Raw genomic sequence first — 18,469 nt, 5'->3', positions numbered from 1 at the left:
TCATGTGATCGGTTCACCCGGCTCCGGTGCGAGGGGCAGAAGGACGGTAAAGCGGGCACCGCCATCGCGGCGGTTTTCTCCGCGAACATGCCCGCCATGCCGCTCCACCACTTTGGCAACAAAATTCAGTCCGAGGCCAGCGCCTCTGATTGATGAATGTGCCAATTTTTCATCGCTTGCGAACCGCTCGAACAGCTGGGGCAACATTTCATCCGAAATTCCGCAGCCCTGATCGGTGATGGCGACGGAAACAAAGGGCTCCGCGTCCAGTTCCATGACCCGAATGACAATACTGACGACGCCGCCATCCGGACTATATTTGATGGCATTGTCGATCAGATTGAAGAACGCGCGGTAAAGGCTGGAAGGTTCGCCACTGACGAATCCTCCATCCGACTGATCTTCCACGAGGCAGCGGATGTTTCGTTTTCGTGCGAGCGGCCATAAACTGTCGCTGGCCTCGACGACCAGTTCGGCCAGCAATATATCCTCGCCGGACATGTCACTGGAACTGATCCGCGCCAGCCCCACAAAATTGTCCGCCAACGCCAATGTCCGTCGTGCGTGCCCCTCAATACGGCGGGTAGTATCGTCACTCTCCCTGCCATCCAGAAGAGCCAGGATTGCAGCCTGGGGCGCGCGCATATCATGGGACAGCAGTTGAAGGACCTGTTCCCGCTGCTCCGCGGCGAGAACGACTTCGGTGATATCGGCCAGATAATGGATATGGCCCTTCAATTGCCCCTCGTCCGACAGAACGGCAGCGCGACGCAGGGAAAAGACCTCCCCGCCTTGCGACGTGAATTCGACCCGGTCATGTTCCGGCGATATGGCGTCGAGACCAAGATATTCGTTGACGCCCTGCAAGTCGCCAGGCGAGACAAAGCGGGTGAGCATATCTTCCATCACCAGTTCGCCTCCGCTCTCTTCCATTGCGACCCGCGCCTGCTGGTTGGTGAATGTCACCTTGCCCTCCAGATCGGTGATAAACATTGGATCCGGCAGATTGCGCAGCGCATCGGTGATGAACCGGCGCAAATCGCGAACGTGTGAAATCGCGTGTGTCAGTCGCTCTGCCTGGCTGGTGATCACGTCGACCGGGCCATAGTCCGGGCGCATGATGGGGAAATCAATTTTCGAGCGGTCGAAACTATGTAGTTCGCCATCCATGAAATCACTGGTGGCCTGCAATCGGCGCCAGCCCCAAAGGGGATAGACAAGGATCACGCCCAACAGCGCGGCTCCCGGCGCGAACCACAGCGACCATTGGACAAGGGCCGCGCTGGCAAGAAAAATACCCGCTATCAATGCAAAGGAAACTATGATCGTGGTCCGCGGGCGCCATAGCCAGAAGCCGATCAGCAACAGCCACGCCGGCAACAGCGAAAGTGCCAGCTGTTGCGCAAAGGAGACCGGGACGACAAAATCATCGCGCACGAGCGCACCATATAGATTGGCCATGATCTCCACCCCGGCAAGAGTCCCGCCATCATTTAGCGGAACCGGATATTGATCCCCCATGCCATTGGCGGTTGCGCCGACCAGAATGACCTTGTCTTCGAGAAACAGCGGTGGGACCTGACCACGCGCCAGCGCCGCATAGGATATGGATTGATGCCCCCCCCGCCGAGAAAAGGGCATCAGCAGCTCCCTGTTGCAATGCCCCAGCCGTCGATAGGCGGGCGACGAACCGCCCTTGGCTGCCCGATAGAGTCTTTCCATCAAGTGCGGCCATTCGGATCCCGAGGCCTTGTCGCCAAAGCAAAGCGCTGCCCGGCGGACAACGCCGTCCTTGTCGAGAGCGAGATTTACATGACCCAGTTCGACTGCCTTTTCCGCGAACGGCGCGATCGGCTTCCGGATATCATATTCCGCTCCATCGCTGCCGGGAAACACGAAATGCAGCGGGAGAAACATGTTCGAAACGCCGGCCATCGCCTCAGCCAGCGCGGCATCGTCAGCAGCATTGCCCGGCTCGCTTAACAATATGTCGAAACCCACCGCTTTGGGATTGCCCGCAGCCAATTGCTCGAGCAGCTCGGCATGCCGCTGCCTTGACCAGGGCCATTGGCCAAAGGCGGCAAGACTGGCTTCATCAATTTCAACAATCAGGATATCGGGCTGGGGCGCGGGTAGGTCGATGCCCGATAACTGGTCATAAATCAGATAGTCGAAACGCGAGAGGCTGTTCCATAAGGTCAGCGCCGCAACGAACGCCGTGGCCAGCAAGGCGACCGCCAGCCATTCCAGCCCCAAACGCTGACGCAATGTCATAGGGAAGGGCATCTCCGGGAAGACCCGGTCATGGAGCGGTCATGGCCAATTAGTTCGCCACGGTCAGTTTTTCGAAATCGGTCCATTTTTCGATCGCTTCGGGTTCCTCCGGATCGCTGGAAAGCTGAATTACCCCCACGCGCCAGTAATATTCGCCGTCCGCGAGATCCGACAAGGTAATGCTGTCCTGGGAGAGACCGAGTTCGTCGATTATCGGGACTGAGTTCTTGCTATCCTTCAGAATCTGTAGCCGATAGAATCTCTTGCCTTCGCCTTCGCCAAACCATTTGAAGCGATAGCCAAAATCACCGGTATCGGCACTGCCGCCCAATGTGCCCAGTTGCCGCTTAAAGGCATAGATCGCAGGCATGCCCTCAAATCCATCTGCGGCAATCGCCGTGACCTTGGCAAAATAGCGGCCATTCGGAACAGACGGTAGTGACAGCATGGCTGCCTGTCCTTGGCCTTCCGCCACCAGATCGACAAAGCCGGCATCGGATGCAACGACGATCCGGTATCCGGCAACCGGCACGCCAGAGGCAACGTGAAATTGCAGCTCTGGCTCCGACTGGGTTTTGCTAGGCTCGAGAAATTCGGGCGGCGGCAACAATTGTGCCTTGAGCAGAGCGCCGGCTATCGTCGCCGCCGCCCCCATGCCTGTCGGAACAGAGGTTGCCCCTGCATTGGTCAGGCGATCACCGGGTGCGACAAGCACTTCGCCCTCGGTCGTTTCGGTGAAGGCGGCCCCTGATGCCTCATCAATCCGGGTCCGATAGTCGGTCCCCCGTACAGCAGAAACCGCCACCGGAGTGCGAACGCGATAGCGGTCTGCTTTCTTGTCGAGCGGCGATATTTTTGACCGCATCCGCCCCTTCTCGACAGCAATTTCATAGTCGATGCTGTCGGTGAGCAGGATGTGCCGGAGCCGGGCAATCCTGACATGGCTGTTTGACGGCAGGGAGACGCGCGATCCGTCTTCCAGTTGCAGGGTCAGGAAGCTCCGCTCGGCGGTCGCAAGGCTGCTGTCTTCCCCGACATCCAAACCACGGACCGGGGTCAGATTTCTTCCCCCGACAGCGATGGTGACATTTCCCTGAAACGCACTCAACTTCGCCTGGCTCGGACGATATTTCAGCAGGTATACGGGAATCCTGAGCGCCTTGCCTGGCGGAATGCGATGGGGGTCAGCAATATGATTCAGCCGCTGTACGACGAGATAGTCTGACGATCGCCGAAAATATCTGGTGGCAAGACTGAAGAGCGTGTCGCCGGTCCTGAAGACATAGCTAACATGCTCGGGATCAGTCTGGACCTGCGCATGGGATTTGCTTGGCGCTACGGCGGCTAAACATAGCAACAAAGCTGCCAAAAGGCGCAGGATCGAGGTTGTGATCAGATCCTGCAAGCCTGCCGACACAATCATCCCCCGTTGCCAAGCGTCTCCAGTCGATAGCCATAACCGAAAACGGTAAAAATCCGAAACCCATTTTCTGGCTTAAGCCCCAGTTTTGATCGTATGCGCGAAACGTGCATGTCCAGCGTCCGGGTCGCAAGATGGGCGTTGGTGCGCCAGACGGTTTCCATTATATACCGCCGCGACAATGTCCGGTCACGATTGCGGAACATCAGATCGGTGAGCTCGAATTCTTTTGCAGTGAGAGCGATTTCCTTGTCGCCATGGCGGACGACCTGTCCGATACGGTCGAGCAGATAGTCGCCATATTCCACCACCACATCCATCGCCGAAGCACCGCTGTTTCGGCGCAGCAGAGCGTTGATCCGGGCAGCAATGACATTCTTGTCTTCGGGCTTGGTGATATAATCATCGGCCCCGGCATTGAGGGCATCGCTGATGTCCTGCTTGGCCGTGCGGCTGGTCACCATCATTACCGGCGGACGGTCTTCCACCGCACTGTCCATCCATTTCAATATTTCCATGCCGTTCTTGCCCGGCATGTTCCAGTCGAGGATGATCAGGTCGAACGTATCGCGCAGCAATGCGTTCGAGAGCGAGGGACCATCGGAGTAGCCTACATAGACATGTCCCTGTTCCTCAACGATTTTTCCCAAAAAATCGATAATATCTGGATCATCATCCGCTATCGCTACCCGCATTCCTACTCTCCCAAAAATCTTCTGCTCTGGTCAGCAGAAGGCCGATTTCCTACATCACTCGGTGATTGGGGTTTTACTATCATTCATCAAAGATTTACCAGAAATACGAGTACGTATTTACAATCATTTACATGTCGAGCCAAGGAAGTGATCGCGGTGGGGCACGGCCTAAGCCCCACAAATCTCCCGATTGTCGGCCAAACTGGGATGGTGATGCACCCGATTTTCACAGCTTTGCCTGCCGTGCTGCTCGCATCAACAGCCCGGTTTCAGCGACAGATTCAGGCTCGAACCGTCAGATATTCCTGAAAATTGGTTGGGGTGGCAGGATTCGAACCTGCGCATGGCGGCATCAAAAGCCGCTGCCTTACCACTTGGCGACACCCCAACAGTTGCGGGCCCTTTTCCGGGGGCCTCGCTGGTGAACGGGCCTATTATCCAGTTTGCCCGCAAGGAGCAAGAGGCAGTTATTCCTGGGCAGTGAACAGCCTTTTGACCCAGCCGTGATCGTCCGGCGCAATGCCGCGCTGGATATCCACCAGCCGGCGGCGCAATTTTTCCGTCAACTGGCCTGGGCCGCCGCCGCCAATGGTGAATTCACCCTCGCTGGACCGCACCGTACCGACCGCAGTAACAACCGCTGCGGTTCCGCAAGCAAATGTTTCCACCAGCTTGCCGCTCGCTGCATCCTGTTCCCACTGGTCAATGCTGTAGGGGGTCTCAATCACCTCCAGGCCCTCTTCCCGGGCCAGGGTGATGACGGAATCGCGGGTGATGCCGGGGAGAATGGTTCCGCCGAGCGGGGGGGTGATCAGCTGTCCGTTGTCCGTGACAAAGAACAGGTTCATGCCGCCCAGTTCTTCCACCCATTTATGCTCGGCAGCGTCGAGGAAGACGACCTGGTCACAATTTTTCTCGATGGCCTCGGCCTGCGCGATCAGGCTCGCGGCATAGTTGCCGCCGCATTTTGCGGCGCCAGTCCCGCCTGGCGCAGCGCGACTATAATCTTCGGACACCCAAATGCTGATCGCCGATGCGCCGCTCTTGAAATAGCCGCCAGCGGGGGAGGCAATCACCAGATACAGATATTCCTTGGCCGGACGGACGCCGAGAAACACTTCGCTGGCGAACATGAAGGGCCGCAGATAGAGCGAGCCGCCCTCGACCGAGGGAAACCATTCGCGGTCAATGTCGACCAGCGCTTCGACGGAATCGAGAAAGGCCTCCTGCGGCAGTTCGGGCATCGCCATCCGGCGGGCCGATGCCTGAAAACGCTTGGCATTTTGTTCGGGGCGAAACAGGGCCGTTGCACCATCGGCGAGACGATAGGCTTTCATGCCTTCGAATATTTCCTGCGCATAATGGAGCACCGAGGAGGCGGGATCCATCAAGATCGGTTCCCGCTTCGTGATCTTGGCATCGTGCCAGCCTTCGGCCTCGCTATAGCGGATCATCGCCATGTGATCGGTGAACAATGTACCAAATCCCGGGTTTTCCAGTAGCCGGGTCCGTTCGCTGGCAAGCACCGGCGACGCGCTGGGCTCAAGCTTGAATTCCAGTTTCCTTGCATCTGCCATATTCTGCCGCTTTCGCTCCGTGTTGCGCCTGCCAATGGAGGCATTGGAGGCTTGATCCAATTGTCTTGCAATCCCCTAGGCAGCCTGTCAAGATACGTCAACATGACTGACGTATCTCGCTCTCCCACTTCCCCATCGGCCTCTGCTCTGTTTCTGCGGGAAGACGAAGTGCGCCGGGGCATCGAACTGCTCTATTTCGGCTATACCAGGCTGACCAATGCCATTGACCAGGAACTGGCCAAACAGGGGCTCGGACGCGCGCATCACCGGGCGCTGTATTTTATCGCGCGAAGACCGGATCTGACCGTCGGCGAGCTGCTCAAGCTGCTGGCCATCACGAAACAGTCGCTCGGCCGGGTGCTGAAAGAATTGCAGGATCGGGATTTTATCCTGACATCTCCCGGAAATGTCGACCGTCGCCAGAAATTGCTGCGCCTGACGGACAAGGGCGCTGCGCTGGAGGCGGAACTGTTCCGTCGATTGCGCGAGAAACTGTCTTCCGCCTATGTTTCCGCGGGGCAGGAATCGGTGACCGGATTCTGGCATGTCCTGGAAGGTCTGGTGCCGGACAGTGACAAGAAGATGGTTTTCGACCTGCGCGGCGAGAAAGTCTGAACGTTCGACCCTTCCCCTGATGCCCACATCCCGCCATGCAGACTCGTGGGGATTGATGGGGCAAGCAGGAGCCGGGGCGGGCAAGCCGGTGTAAATTGGGCCGAAAATGTGCTAGGATCGTCGAAACGAGGCGAAACTAGAGAGGCAAAGAAGCTATGGCGGAGGACACCGCATTTCAGGATATCAATGAAGCCAAGGCCAACCTGGACCATATTTACGATGAGCCAGACCCGCGCAACTATTTCAGCGAGCTGGGGAAGCTCGACTACGCGATCCCTGACCTTGCCAAACCGATTTTCGAGAAACTGGTATCTCACCTTCGCAGTCGGAGAAACGACACCGTCCACGTGCTGGACCTCGGCTGTTCTTATGGAATCAATGCCGTGCTGCTGAAATATGATCTAACGATGGCGGACCTGTACGACCATTGGGGAAACGAGGCGCTGCGCGCAGCCACGCCCGAAGAGGTTGCGGCTCATGACCGGCAGTTTCTCGACAATCTGGAGCCGCCGGCCGATATCGAAGTCGTCGGAATCGATCTGGCGTCGTCTGCGACCGCCTTCGCCAGAGACGCAGGCCTGCTTGACCATGACATCGTCGTCAATCTCGAGACCGACCCGCTGCCGCCAGCGGCGAAGGAGAAATTGGCACCCGTCGATCTGGTGACATCGACAGGATGTGTCGGCTATGTGACCGAAAAAAGCTTTGAGCGGCTGTTGCCAGCCGTCACCCAGGGGCAGGCACCCTGGATGGGAAATTTCGTGCTGCGCCTGTTCCCGTTCGACCCCATCGCAGAAACGCTGAGCGAATGGGGCTATGTCACCGAAAAACTTGAAGGCGAAACATTCCCGCAGCGGCTGTTCCACTCGGCGGAAGAGCGGGACCAGGTGGTCGGGCAACTCTGCGAGCGGGGTATCGACCCCACGGGACTGGAAAGCGAAGGAAGCCTGCTGGCCGAATTCTATCTGTCCCGCCCGGCGGCGGACGTTGCCCGCTGCCCGATCGAGCAGCTTCTGGCGGCCTGATCGCCGTGGGAATTGCTAACCGGTAACGAGCTCCCCCGCCAGAAATGCATCCGATTGGCCGGATGCGGTGGAACCAAACAATCAGGCTTCGCCGGCCGTATCGACCATCGCGTGCTCGATAGCATCGCGCGGGCTCTTGTCGCTCCACAGCACAAACTGGAAAACGGGGTAAAATCTTTCCCACTCCTCGATCGCCAGATCGACAATCGTCTGTGCCTGGTCGAGACCCAGCATGCCGCTGCCGCCAAGCAGCGTGGCATGGCGAAACAGCAGCACATTGCTGTTCGACCAGAGATCGAAATGGCCGAGCCAAAGCTGCTCGTTGATCAACCCCAGCGTCTCGTAGATCACCGCCGTCTTGTCGTCGGGAACCCGGAGTTCAGGCAATAGTAGAATTTGCAGGACATGATCCTCGTCGCGCCAGATCGCGCGCATCTGGTAGCTGGTCCAGTTTCCCTTGATCTCCACCGACAGTTCATCGTCACCGACATGATCTACCGACCAGCCACGGGCTTCGAAAAAGGCGGCCAGCATGTCCACGGGCGGGGCCTCTTCCTGTTCAAGCGCTTCCCATTGGTCGTCGAGCATTGCAGTTCCAGATCCCTTGTGATTGGAAGCTTAGTGGCCCACCCGCCGGATCAGGGCAAGACAACGCGCTGCTCGTCGCCACATTGATTGTGGGAACGCTGTGGATAATGGAAGCCGGTCAAGCGAGACCGGTCGCTGTCATCAGCTTTCGCTTTTGGGGTCCGCAGGCTTGCGGGCGGCGGGCTTCGGGGTCGCGGATTTTGATGCCGCCGGCTTGCGGGCCGCGGCCGGCTTTCCGGCTGCTTTGCTGACAGGAGCGGGCGCGCCCTTTTCCAGCGCATCGACCCGCTTTTTCAGCGCATCGGCTTCGGCTCGCGCCTTTGACGCCATGTCCTTGACTGCATCAAATTCCTCGCGCGAAACGAAATCCATGCCGCCAAACCATTCCTTGGCGCGCTCCCGTGCGCTGGCTTCGGCTTCGCGACCGACACCTGCCACCGTCCCGGCAAGCCCGTTGAGAACTTTCGAGAGATCATCAAAAAAACGGTTCTGGCTCTGCATGTCATTAAACTCCGTCACTGACCAATCCGGTCTGGTAAATCATAGTCTATATCTGGGTTCTCGCTGCCGGAACCACAAGGGTCTCCGCTTCGGGATTCATCTCGCCGATCTGCTGGTTGAGAATCGCCGCGAAACAGAGCCATGCGAGATAGGGCACCAGCAACCAGGCGGCGGCCTTGCGGATCCGGCCAAAGATGAAGGTCGTGGCCAATGCCAAGAGAAGCACAATGACCAGAAGCCAGAACGCCGCACCGACCTGGTGCATGCCGAAGAACAGGATCGGCCAGAACAGGTTGAGGGCATATTGGGTCAGATAGACAATGATCGCCGGGCCACGCAGCGGCGCACCGCGGGCGTGGAGGACCATGGCAAACGCCGTCCCCATCATGGTGTAGAGCAGCGCCCAGGCGGCGCCGAATGCCCATCCGGGAGGCTGGGCGGATGGCTTGGCCAGCGCCTGGAACCAGCGGTTTTCATCGCCGGTATTGGCGAACTGGCTGAATGTGAATCCGAGCAGGACCGTGATCGGGACGACGAACAATATCCACCGCAGCAGGGACATGCGTAGCTGGCCTTTAGAAGCAATCTGGTTCACAGGGCAGCATCCTTGATCGAATAAATACACGAATCGTCCGAGCGCGTTCTGCGCCAAACCCCTGCACTTTTAACAATTTCTCGGCGTTTGACCAGCGTTATGCCGTTGAATATATGTCATCTCTGACCAGAATAAGAATCTTCCCAGTCTTGGTATTTTCGACTTCGTCGCCATCTTGGAAACACGGCAAGTCCGGATGGTATCGGCACAAACCATTGATTGTGACAAACAGGACTGGCTGCTAGGCGCGCTTTATGACCGACAAACCCAATTCTCCCGAGCAGGATACCCCCGCGGCACCGCTAAAGAAGATCGGCAATCTGCGGATGGTGTTCGATCGCGCGGTGAAATATCCCAAGGAAATCGCCTTTGCGCTGCTCGCGCTGTTCATTTCGGCGATGGCAACACTGGCCATTCCGGCAGGTTTCAAAACTATCATCGACAAGGGCTTCATGGCCGGGAACGGCGATGTCGCCCCCTATTTCCAGGGTCTTCTGGGAATTGTCGCTGTTCTGGCGGTGGCCACCGCCTTTCGTTTCTATTTTGTCAGCTGGCTCGGAGAGCGGGTCGTCGCGGATATCCGGCTTGCCGTGCAGCGCAACCTCCTCAGCCTCGCCCCGGGCTTTTTCGAGGAAAACAGGCCCTCGGAAATCGCCTCCCGGATGACTTCGGATACCGCGGTGATCGAGCAGGTCGTCGGTACCACCGTATCGGTGGCGCTGCGCAACATCGTCATCGGCCTTGGCGGAATCATCTATCTGTTCACGCTGGCTCCGACGCTGACCGCGGGTCTGCTGCTGGCGATTCCGGTGATCGTCCTGCCGATCGTCTTCATCGGCCGCAAGTTGACCAACGTCTCCCGCTCCAGCCAGGACCGGGTTGCCGACGTTGGCGCGATGATCGCGGAAACCCTGGGCGCCATGAAGATCGTACAGGCCTTCGGCCAGCAGGAGCGCGAGCACGAACGGTTTCGCGGCGCGGTCGAGAATACATTTGATACCGCGAAAAGACGGATCCGGCTGCGCGCGGCCATGACCGCCATCGTCATCGGCCTGATCTTCACCGGCATCACCATGCTGATGTGGCGCGGCGCAATCGGCGTCGCCGACGGATCGATATCCGGCGGCACGATCGCCGCCTTCGTCCTCACCGGCGGCCTCGTTGCCGGGGCCTTTGGCGCGCTGACCGAAGTCTATGGCGACCTTCTGCGCGGCGCCGGAGCGGCAGGCCGACTGGCGGAACTGCTCTCCGAAAAGCCGGGCATCGCGGCGCCGGAGAACCCCATCGCCCTGCCAGAGCCCTCCCGCGGCAAGATCGCATTTGACAATGTGACCTTCTCCTATCCGACCCGCCCGGACACGCAAGCCCTCGGCAATTTCTCGCTGACCGTGTCCCCCGGCGAGACGGTGGCCGTGGTCGGCCCGTCCGGCGCCGGCAAATCGACATTGTTCCAGCTCGCGCAGCGCTTCTATGATCCGCAGAGCGGTTCCGTCCGCATCGACGGCGTCGCCCTGCCCTCTGCCGATCCGGCCGAGATCCGGGAGCGCATGGCGCTGGTGCCGCAGGAGACCGTCCTGTTTGCCGCGTCGGCCCGCGACAATCTGCGTTATGGCAAGTGGGATGCCACCGATGACGAGATTTGGGCAGCCGCCCGCGCCGCCAATGCGGAGAAGTTCCTGCGCGCCCTGCCCGACGGCCTCGACAGTTTCATGGGCGAAGCGGGGACCCGCCTGTCGGGCGGCCAGCGTCAGCGGATCTCGATCGCTCGCGCCCTGCTGCGCAACACGCCGATCCTGCTTCTGGACGAGGCCACGTCGGCGCTCGACGCGGAGAGCGAGAAACTGGTGCAGGACGCGCTTGATCACCTGATGCGCGACCGGACCACGATCGTGATTGCCCACCGCCTGGCGACGGTACGGTCGGCAGACCGGATCGTGGTGATGGACGACGGCAGGATCGTCGAACAGGGCGACCATGACAGCCTGATCGCCAAGAACGGTCTGTACGCCCGGCTGGCGGAGCTGCAGTTCAGCAGCTCGGAAACCGGTCGCCCGAAGGCTCACGTCTAGGCGGCGTTTCGGCTAATCGGAAAGGCGGCGATCCCCGGCGGGATGAAAGGGGTGTCGCAGCTGGGTTGAAGAGCGGGGAGACATCCCATGCCTAGCCGCCTTCACGCCATGACGAACCAGGCTGCCCGGGCGCAAGGGGCATTGAGTTTTGTTCGCTCAGGCCCGGGCCAATGCTTCTCCTGTTTTGGGTTTCCTCCCAAAAACCCTCCCCTCTTGCGGGGAGGTGACAGCCCGCAGGGCTGACGAAGGGGGCGCTGGCCCGGGCGCAGCATTCAGACGCAAGGCCCCTCCACCGCGCTCCGCCCGGTCCCCCTCTCCGCGGGCGGGGAGGTTTCATTCTCCTCGACGCACACGTCTCTGGCTGGAGAGGCCAAGTCCGAAACGGAATTAGCTACAAAAAAAAAAGGGCCGCGATACCGGATCGCAGCCCTTTTTATTTCTGATGCCCCGGCCTAGTTTGGCAGGCGGCTGGCCTTGTTGAAGCTGCCATATTGCTCGTTGCCGACAAAGCCGAACTTGGTCACCTGGCTGTCCTTGATTACAGCCAGAGTCCGGTCCGTGGTCAGATACGCGCTCAGCGGATCAGGCTGGAACTGCAATTCAGGCTCCGGAACCATTGATTTCGTCTGCGCCAGATATTGCTTCACCTGATTGAGCGTCACTTCGCTGCCGTTCCAGGTGACCTGGTTGGTTGCCGTAATCCCGAGGCGATTCTTGACCGGATCGATCAACGGCTGGTCCTGCGGAGAATCATCTGCCACGGGGAGATCGATCTTAACCGCGTGCGTTTGCACAGGGATTGTGATGATGAACATGATGAGAAGAACCAACAGGACGTCGATGAGCGGCGTCGTGTTCATCTCCATCATTGGCTCGCCATCATCGCTTCCGCCACTCATTGCCATTCGTGCGTCTCCTTAACTTTACTAACTCTCGCTGCCGTTCGAAATTATTCGACGACAATCGGCGTGGACAGAAAGCCCACCTTCGCAAAACCGGCGCGCTGCATCGTGTAGATCGCGCCGCCAATGCACTTATATGGTGTATTGATGTCACCACGAATATGCACTTCGGGCATATCTTCGGGTGTCATATTCTCGACCCCGCCAAAAGCGTCGATCTGATCTTCCAGCGCCTTGACAGCCTTGGTTACCAATTCCGTGGAATCGACGGGAGTGGTATTCCAGTAGACCCGGCAATTGCCACCGGGAGTGGCACCTGAATATTCGGGGTCGCCCGGGTCACGTCCGGCTGCATCTGTCGTTGTAACGGCCAGCAGCACATTTTCGCGCTTGGTGGTGGTTACTTCAAAGGGAAGCACCGGAAGTTCGAGCTTCACGGTCTGGATCACCACGGGAACCGCGATCAGAAAAATGATCAGCAGCACCAGCATAACGTCCACGAGTGGGGTAGTATTAATGTCGGATAGAGGAGTTTCCTCTCCGCCACCGCCCCCAACATTCATCGCCATAGGATCTTATCCTCTCAAAACTAAACATCTGAAGAGAGCAAAGGCTCTCTCGTCGTGCGTTGACCGGGTGCCAGGGCAAGACGCCGCTGGAACCCGGTCCCCGGCTTATTTCTTTACGGCAGGTGCAGCAGGCTTCGCAGCGGCCGGAGCGGTTTTCACGCCACCAGCGGTTGTTGCAACGACCGGCTTAACGCCGCCGTCCGAAGCCATGTAGCCCAGAACGTCGTTAGAGAACGCAGCCAGCTGTTCGGCGATGCGCTTGTTGCGACCCTGCAGCCAGTTGTAGGCGAGAACGGCTGGAACAGCCACACCAAGACCGAGAGCGGTCATGATCAGGGCTTCACCAACAGGACCGGCAACGGCGTCGATCGATGCCTGGCCAGCGATGCCGATCTTGATCAGCGCGCGGTAGATACCGATAACCGTACCGAACAGGCCGATGAACGGCGAGGTCGCACCAACGGTTGCCAACCATGGCAGGCCGGTTGCCAGACGCGACTTGATCAGGTCCTGCGACCGTTCGATCGAACCGTGCAGCCAGTCATGTGCTTCAACCGGATCGGTCAGCTTGGCGTGGTCGGCATCGGCCTTGATCGCATCGTCAACGATCTGGCGGTAAGCGGAGTTCTTGTCGAGCTTGGCAGCGCCTTCCTTGAGGCTGCCGGCGCGCCAGAACGTCGAGCGCATGGCCTGACCCTGCTTCATGATCTTGTTCTGCTCGAACAATTTCGAAAACAGGATGTAGAAAGACGAAACCGACATGATGGTCAGAATTGCCAGAACAGACCAGGCGATAACGCCGCCCTGTTCCATTGCTTCGACAAAGCCGAACGCATTTTGCGGTGGAGTGGCAGCAGCGGCCAGAATTTCAATCAACATTTTAACATTCCCCTCAGGATAAACTAATTGCAAGAAAACTGTTGGGGGAAGGGCAATTCATAGCGCCCTTCCCGATTACATTATTTGGGTATCTGCCAGCGAACGGCGTTGGCATAAAATCCGGTGGTCGGATTGCCGTTTGCATCGAGGGCAGGTCTGAACCGAGCGCGTCGGGTCAGGTTTTTGCAGGCAGCCTCGTCAAGATCGGCATGGCCGCTAGAACCCGTGATCTGACAATCGGACACCCTGCCATCGGCGTTGACGGTCAGGCGGAAACGTGTCGTGCCCTCCCGTTCTTCACGCAGAGCACGCGAAGGATAGTCGTTTGCATTGGCCCAGCTACCCGGATTGCCACGTGCTTCCGGATTTGCCCGCTGTGGGGGCGGGGGTGGTGCTGGCGGGGGCGCGGGCGGGGCTACAACAGGTGCAGGCCGCGGTGGTGCCGTCGGAACCGACTGGATCACCGGACGAGGCGCAGCCACGGGTGCCACGATCGGCGGAGGCGATACCACGGGAGGTGGTTCGATCGGCTGATCTGGCGGAGGTGGTGGTGGCTCTTCCGGTTCTTCTGGCGGTTCTTCTTCGTCAATGTCGATCATGTCGAGCTGCGACGCGACCTTCTTGACGGCAGTATAGGCTAGTCCCGTGACCAGCGCATAGCCAAGTAGTATATGAATGATGACGACAAGAACGATCGATATGATCTTGTTCGAACTCATCTCTTGGTCAGCATAAGCCATTCAGAAATGTAACTCCTTTTTCCCCATCACAAGGCAGTATACTCCATCACTGAAGTTCCAATCAAAGAACGAGAGGCTTGAAAACCTTCGCGACCCTTTATCCCCATGACCACTTTTCGTTCGCTTGAAAGCTGTCTTAAATTTGTTTTAACGTGCTAGTTCGAAGCAGGCAATCGCTTTGTTAGTTCAGGGTCGATTAAGCTGTTATCGCCCCATAATGAAGCCTACACCCCGGCATCCTTTAAATTTTTTTCAGAGAAAATCATGCGCTCCTTGTTGATGTTTGTCTTCGCCCTGGTTTCCACCCAGATTGTTGTATTTCCAGCTTTCTCGCAGACCATGGAAGACGCTGATCCGCTGCAATATGCGGACATAGCCGACCTGAGCGCGCAGGCACCTATCATTATTCATATCACGGTCAAGGAAGCAATAAAGGTCGATTCAGAACGGGCCCCAAATGCGCCTCCCGGGACGCAGCGCTACTATATCATCGGCGCTACCAACGCACTGATTCGTGGCCAGGGCGGGGTCGGTGAAACGATTCGCTATGTCGTCGATTTGCCCCTCGACGCGCGGGGACGCGCGCCCAAGATCAAGAAGCAGGCGTTCATTATTTTCGCTCGGCGCCCGGCCGGTGGCGGTGGCGGTGGCGACAATGTCCAGCTGGTTGCCAAGGACGCGCAGGTTGAATGGACGCCAAGCCGCGAGCAGCGGGTCCGTTCCGTGGTCCGCGAACTGGTCGACCCGAACGCAGCCCCGGCGATCTCGCGCATTGCAAGCGCCTTTCATGTTCCCGGGACCGTGATCGGGGAAGGCGAGACCCAGATCTTCATGGAGACCGAAGACGGCTCGCCGATTTCTATCACCGTGCTCAAACGCCAGGGCCAGCGCAAATTCTGGGCCGTGTCCCTGGGAGAAATTGTCGACGAGGCAGCCCGTGCGCCCGTCCGCAACAGCCTGCTCTGGTATCGCCTGGCCTGTTTCATGCCGCGGCAGCTGCCCGCCAAGGCGCTGGCGGGCGACACGCCGGCCAATGACCAGCAGGCGCGCAGCGACTATCAGATGGTACTCAACGATCTCGGCAGCTGCCCGCGATCCCGTCAACCCTGACCCCAGAACTAGTACTGGCATTCACGCAGGGCGGCGCTAATAAGGCGCCATCCATCTCATATGAATCGCAAAGAGGCCAATAATAATGACTGCTCCGCTTCGCATCGCGCTCGCCGGACTGGGTACCGTCGGAACCGGCGTTATCCGGCTGATCGAGGAAAATGGCGCCATGATCGCCCAGCGGGCCGGCCGCCCTATCGTGATCGGGGCCATTTCCGCCCGGGATCGGAACCGCGACCGTGGTATTGATCTGTCCGACTATTCCTGGTGCGACGAGCCTGAAGCGCTCGCCGACCACGCGGATATCGACTGCGTGGTGGAAATGATCGGCGGCGCCGATGGCACGGCGCTCGAGCTCGCGCGTAAAAGCCTGGCCGCCGGAAAATCCTTCGTCACCGCCAACAAGGCGATGATCGCCCATCACGGGATGGAACTGGCCAAGGCAGCGGAAACCGGCAATCTGTCGCTGCGCTACGAAGCCGCCGTTGCCGGAGGCATCCCGGTAATCAAGGGGCTGCGCGATGGTGCCTCGGCCAATCGCATCGAGCGGGTCTATGGCATTCTCAACGGCACCTGCAATTATATCCTCACCGAGATGGAAAAGCACGGGCACGCCTTTGACGATGTTCTCAAGGAAGCGCAGGATATCGGCTATGCCGAAGCCGACCCCGGTTTTGACATCGACGGTATCGACGCGGCCCACAAGCTTTCGATCCTGGCGGCGCTTTCCTTTGGCAAAGCGCTCGACTTCGAAGGCGTGGAAATTGACGGCATTCGCAATATCATGGCAGCGGATATCGGCCAGGCCAAGGCGCTGGGCTATCGCATCCGCCTGCTCGGCATGGCGCGGATTGATGACGGCAAGCTGTTCCAGCGGGTCAACCCCTATCTGGTTCCTGAAAACCATCCGCTGGCGCATATTGAAGGATCGACCAACGCCGTGGTGGCAGAAGGCAATTTTTCCGGACGCCTGATGTTCCAGGGTGCCGGCGCCGGCGAAGGACCAACCGCCTCTGCCGTGGTCGCCGACCTTATCGACATTGCCCGCGGCGACGCAGGCACCGTCTTTGCCGCCCCGGCGAGCCAGATGCAAAGCTGCGAACGGGCCGAGAGTGGCAATCGGGTGGGCAAAAGCTACGTCCGCTTCATCGTCGCAGACAGGCCGGGGGTTCTCGCGGAAATCACGGCGGCCATGCGCGACGCCGATGTCTCGATCGAGAGCCTCATTCAGACCGAGAAAACGGAAGAAGGTTCGGTGCTGCTGTCCATGGTCACCCATGACAGCCGCGAGTGCAATGTCGCCAAGAGCCTTGCGGCGCTGTCCAGCTCAACCAGCCTGCAGGCCGCCCCGGTTGTCATGCACTTGCTGAGCGATCAGGACTGATCAATCGGGGTTGGCGGGAGCCAGCGGCCTGACCATCGCCTGCTTCACATAATCTTCGTCCGAAATTGTGGGTGTAACGGCTTGCCAGACGCGGCCTGCTGCTCCGCCCACGCCGCTCCCGTCGCCGCCGAAACCGACGCTCACTATCGACAGACCCTTGAAGCAGTTGCGCTCGTTCATCGTCACGTAGCAGCGCCCCTGCTGGACAATTTCCGGGTTTCCCTTGGGCAAAGGCTCGCTTGTTCTTTGTCCCGATTCTTTGGTCAGCGAGGGAAACGGCAGCCGTTGCAGGCGATCGATCGCCGGCATTCCGCATACCACGATCTCGTCGGTCGGATTATAAAGCAGGCAGCCATCCGCATCGACGGCAGCCAGTTGCCTAGCATTTTCCAGCAGCTGACGGGTGCGGTCACCGGAGTCCGCCGGCTGGGCAAGCGCCGCCGACGATGTCATCAGGAGGATTGGGAAAACCTGTCTCGACATTGCAATATTGCTCGCCTATCGGGAATTGAAATTACACCCTACAGAAGGACTAACCGAAAAAATGCCCAAAGCAAGCGACATATTGGACCGTGTACTCGTCATGGAAATGGTCCGCGTCACCGAAGCGGCGGCAATATCGGCAGCGAATCTGATTGGTCGCGGTGACGAAAAGGCGGCGGATGCCGCTGCCGTCGAAGCGATGCGCGCAGCCCTCAACGAGCTCGACATATGCGGTACCGTGGTCATCGGCGAAGGCGAACGCGACGAGGCCCCGATGCTGTATATCGGCGAAAAGGTCGGCTGCGGCTGCGAGGGAAAAGCACCGGCCATCGACATCGCGCTTGATCCTTTGGAAGGCACGACGATCACCGCGAAGGCGGGCGCCAACGCCCTGGCCGTTCTGGCTATCGCGGAAAAGGGCAATCTGCTGAATGCACCGGACGTCTACATGGACAAGCTCGCCGTGGGACCCGGCTATTCGCCCGGCATCATTGATCTCGACAAGTCGGTTACCGAAAATGTCACGGCCGTTGCCAGGGAAAAGGGTGTGGAGCCATCGGAAATCATCGTCTGCGTTCTTGATCGGCCGCGGCACGAAAAGATCATTGCCGAACTGCGCGGCATCGGCTGCGGCATCATGCTGATTCCCGATGGCGATGTTGCCGGGGTCATCGCGACGTCGGACGAGGACACGACGGTCGACATGTATATGGGCAGCGGCGGCGCACCGGAAGGCGTGCTTGCGGCAGCCGCGTTGCGCTGCGTCGGTGGCCAGTTCAAGGGACGCCTGCTGTTCCGCAATGACGACGAACGCCAGCGGGCCTATAAATGGGGCATCGAGGACCTCGACAAGATCTATGATCTGAAGGAACTCGCCAAGGGCGACGTGATCTTTGCCGCGACCGGGGTAACGCATGGTTCGCTGCTGGAAGGCGTCAAGAAACTGCGCGGCGGCAAGATGACCACCGAAAGCGTCGTGATGCGCGCGTCGTCGGGCACGGTGCGCTGGGTCAAGAGCGAACATCGTAAGACCTGATGCACAG

18 protein-coding genes and 1 tRNA gene are annotated in these 18,469 nt (G+C 59.0%); 6 read left to right on the top strand and 13 right to left on the bottom strand.

Translation table 11 applies throughout. From position 1 onward, the window contains the following. The 5 genes from V7650_RS05820 to V7650_RS05800 all read right to left on the bottom strand — a co-directional run bounded on the left by V7650_RS05820 (nucleotide 1) and on the right by V7650_RS05800 (nucleotide 5,966). A complete protein-coding gene (locus V7650_RS05820; RefSeq protein ID WP_335655297.1) occupies nucleotides 1-2,274 on the bottom strand; it encodes a CHASE2 domain-containing protein in 2,274 nt (757 codons plus the stop codon). Between the two features lie 49 nt (nucleotides 2,275-2,323). Then, a complete protein-coding gene (locus V7650_RS05815; protein ID WP_335655296.1) occupies nucleotides 2,324-3,697 on the bottom strand; it encodes a FecR family protein in 1,374 nt (457 codons plus the stop codon). After that, the gene (locus V7650_RS05810; RefSeq protein WP_335655295.1) at nucleotides 3,694-4,389 is read right to left on the bottom strand and encodes a response regulator transcription factor; all 696 of its coding nucleotides are present in this window, start codon (nucleotides 4,387-4,389) and stop codon (nucleotides 3,694-3,696) included. Before V7650_RS05810 ends, V7650_RS05815 begins: the two co-directional genes overlap by 4 nt. A gap of 313 nt (nucleotides 4,390-4,702) precedes the next feature. Beyond that, nucleotides 4,703-4,777 (bottom strand) — tRNA-Gln (locus V7650_RS05805). Between the two features lie 79 nt (nucleotides 4,778-4,856). Further along, entirely contained in the window at nucleotides 4,857-5,966 is a 1,110-nt protein-coding gene (locus tag V7650_RS05800; RefSeq protein ID WP_335655294.1) for a branched-chain amino acid aminotransferase, read from the bottom strand. 102 nt (nucleotides 5,967-6,068) lie between these two features. Between V7650_RS05800 and V7650_RS05795 the strand changes: the two genes are divergently transcribed. Both V7650_RS05795 and V7650_RS05790 read left to right on the top strand, forming a co-directional pair. Beyond that, nucleotides 6,069-6,581: a MarR family winged helix-turn-helix transcriptional regulator gene (locus V7650_RS05795; protein ID WP_335655293.1), complete on the top strand. Its 513-nt coding sequence runs from the start codon at nucleotides 6,069-6,071 to the stop codon at nucleotides 6,579-6,581. 155 nt (nucleotides 6,582-6,736) lie between these two features. Then, the gene (locus V7650_RS05790) at nucleotides 6,737-7,606 is read left to right on the top strand and encodes a hypothetical protein (RefSeq protein WP_335655292.1); all 870 of its coding nucleotides are present in this window, start codon (nucleotides 6,737-6,739) and stop codon (nucleotides 7,604-7,606) included. Nucleotides 7,607-7,687: 81 nt separating this feature from the next. Here V7650_RS05790 and V7650_RS05785 read toward each other — a convergent pair whose 3' ends face one another. From V7650_RS05785 to V7650_RS05775, 3 genes are all read right to left on the bottom strand, one after another. After that, nucleotides 7,688-8,194 (bottom strand): YbjN domain-containing protein, encoded by a 507-nt coding sequence (locus V7650_RS05785; protein ID WP_335655291.1) that lies wholly within the window; start codon nucleotides 8,192-8,194, stop codon nucleotides 7,688-7,690. Nucleotides 8,195-8,335: 141 nt separating this feature from the next. Further along, a complete protein-coding gene (locus V7650_RS05780; RefSeq protein ID WP_335655332.1) occupies nucleotides 8,336-8,695 on the bottom strand; it encodes an accessory factor UbiK family protein in 360 nt (119 codons plus the stop codon). A gap of 46 nt (nucleotides 8,696-8,741) precedes the next feature. Further along, nucleotides 8,742-9,290: a TspO/MBR family protein gene (locus V7650_RS05775; RefSeq protein ID WP_335655290.1), complete on the bottom strand. Its 549-nt coding sequence runs from the start codon at nucleotides 9,288-9,290 to the stop codon at nucleotides 8,742-8,744. Nucleotides 9,291-9,544: 254 nt separating this feature from the next. Here V7650_RS05775 and V7650_RS05770 point away from each other — a divergent pair, with 254 nt between their 5' ends. Next, a complete protein-coding gene (locus V7650_RS05770; protein WP_335655289.1) occupies nucleotides 9,545-11,359 on the top strand; it encodes an ABC transporter transmembrane domain-containing protein in 1,815 nt (604 codons plus the stop codon). A 452-nt stretch (nucleotides 11,360-11,811) separates the two neighbouring features. Here V7650_RS05770 and V7650_RS05765 read toward each other — a convergent pair whose 3' ends face one another. The 4 genes from V7650_RS05765 to V7650_RS05750 all read right to left on the bottom strand — a co-directional run bounded on the left by V7650_RS05765 (nucleotide 11,812) and on the right by V7650_RS05750 (nucleotide 14,449). Then, entirely contained in the window at nucleotides 11,812-12,264 is a 453-nt protein-coding gene (locus V7650_RS05765; protein ID WP_335655288.1) for an ExbD/TolR family protein, read from the bottom strand. A 44-nt stretch (nucleotides 12,265-12,308) separates the two neighbouring features. Further along, nucleotides 12,309-12,830, bottom strand: a complete 522-nt coding sequence (locus tag V7650_RS05760) for an ExbD/TolR family protein (RefSeq protein WP_335655287.1) — start codon at nucleotides 12,828-12,830, stop codon at nucleotides 12,309-12,311. Nucleotides 12,831-12,935: 105 nt separating this feature from the next. Further along, entirely contained in the window at nucleotides 12,936-13,709 is a 774-nt protein-coding gene (locus V7650_RS05755) for a MotA/TolQ/ExbB proton channel family protein (RefSeq protein ID WP_335655286.1), read from the bottom strand. A gap of 80 nt (nucleotides 13,710-13,789) precedes the next feature. Beyond that, nucleotides 13,790-14,449, bottom strand: a complete 660-nt coding sequence (locus V7650_RS05750) for an energy transducer TonB (protein WP_335655285.1) — start codon at nucleotides 14,447-14,449, stop codon at nucleotides 13,790-13,792. A 264-nt stretch (nucleotides 14,450-14,713) separates the two neighbouring features. On the opposite strand from V7650_RS05750, the gene V7650_RS05745 reads away from it, so the two are divergent. After that, complete coding sequence (locus V7650_RS05745; RefSeq protein ID WP_335655284.1) at nucleotides 14,714-15,559, top strand: hypothetical protein; 846 nt, start codon at nucleotides 14,714-14,716, stop codon at nucleotides 15,557-15,559. Nucleotides 15,560-15,644: 85 nt separating this feature from the next. Then, nucleotides 15,645-16,943: a homoserine dehydrogenase gene (locus tag V7650_RS05740; RefSeq protein WP_335655283.1), complete on the top strand. Its 1,299-nt coding sequence runs from the start codon at nucleotides 15,645-15,647 to the stop codon at nucleotides 16,941-16,943. Here the strand turns inward: V7650_RS05740 and V7650_RS05735 are convergent, their stop codons facing one another. After that, nucleotides 16,944-17,426: a hypothetical protein gene (locus tag V7650_RS05735; protein WP_335655282.1), complete on the bottom strand. Its 483-nt coding sequence runs from the start codon at nucleotides 17,424-17,426 to the stop codon at nucleotides 16,944-16,946. 61 nt (nucleotides 17,427-17,487) lie between these two features. Between V7650_RS05735 and glpX the strand changes: the two genes are divergently transcribed. Further along, a complete protein-coding gene (glpX, locus tag V7650_RS05730) occupies nucleotides 17,488-18,462 on the top strand; it encodes a class II fructose-bisphosphatase (RefSeq protein ID WP_335655281.1) in 975 nt (324 codons plus the stop codon). Nucleotides 18,463-18,469 lie beyond the last annotated feature (7 nt).

It is taken from the genome of Parasphingorhabdus sp. (assembly GCF_036964565.1).
Lineage (GTDB): Bacteria > Pseudomonadota > Alphaproteobacteria > Sphingomonadales > Sphingomonadaceae > Parasphingorhabdus.
This window is presented reverse-complemented; position numbering and strand designations above follow the sequence as displayed.